Source organism: Halalkalibacter flavus (assembly GCF_036663575.1).
Taxonomy (GTDB): domain Bacteria; phylum Bacillota; class Bacilli; order Bacillales; family Bacillaceae_D; genus Halalkalibacter; species Halalkalibacter flavus.
Window position 1 is genome coordinate 1 of sequence record NZ_JAWRVK010000422.1, and the last position, 235, is coordinate 235.

1 protein-coding gene is annotated in these 235 nt (G+C 43.0%); it reads right to left on the reverse strand.

Annotated features, from left to right (window positions below; all coding sequences use genetic code 11):
* Positions 1–235 (reverse strand): hypothetical protein (locus SAY88_RS25675; protein ID WP_332635261.1); only part of this gene is annotated, 235 nt, incomplete at both ends.

The following is a 235-nucleotide window of genomic DNA, read 5'->3' on the forward strand; positions in this document are numbered from 1 at the left end:
TTTCATGTTGATCGTAAAATGCGAGCGAAAACTGACTCAGCAAACGGCCAGCAGGCAACGCAATGATAAATAGTAGCGCCAGTAGGATAAAGGCAAGCCGGTAACCCCAGTTCAGCGCAAAATCTAGCACAAAGAGAATGCCGAGAACTAAGAAAATTAACCAGTAAATTTTCTTTAACTTAAAATCCGTCTGCGCGGACAAGTGTAACTTGATCGTCAAGTAATAGGGCCAGAT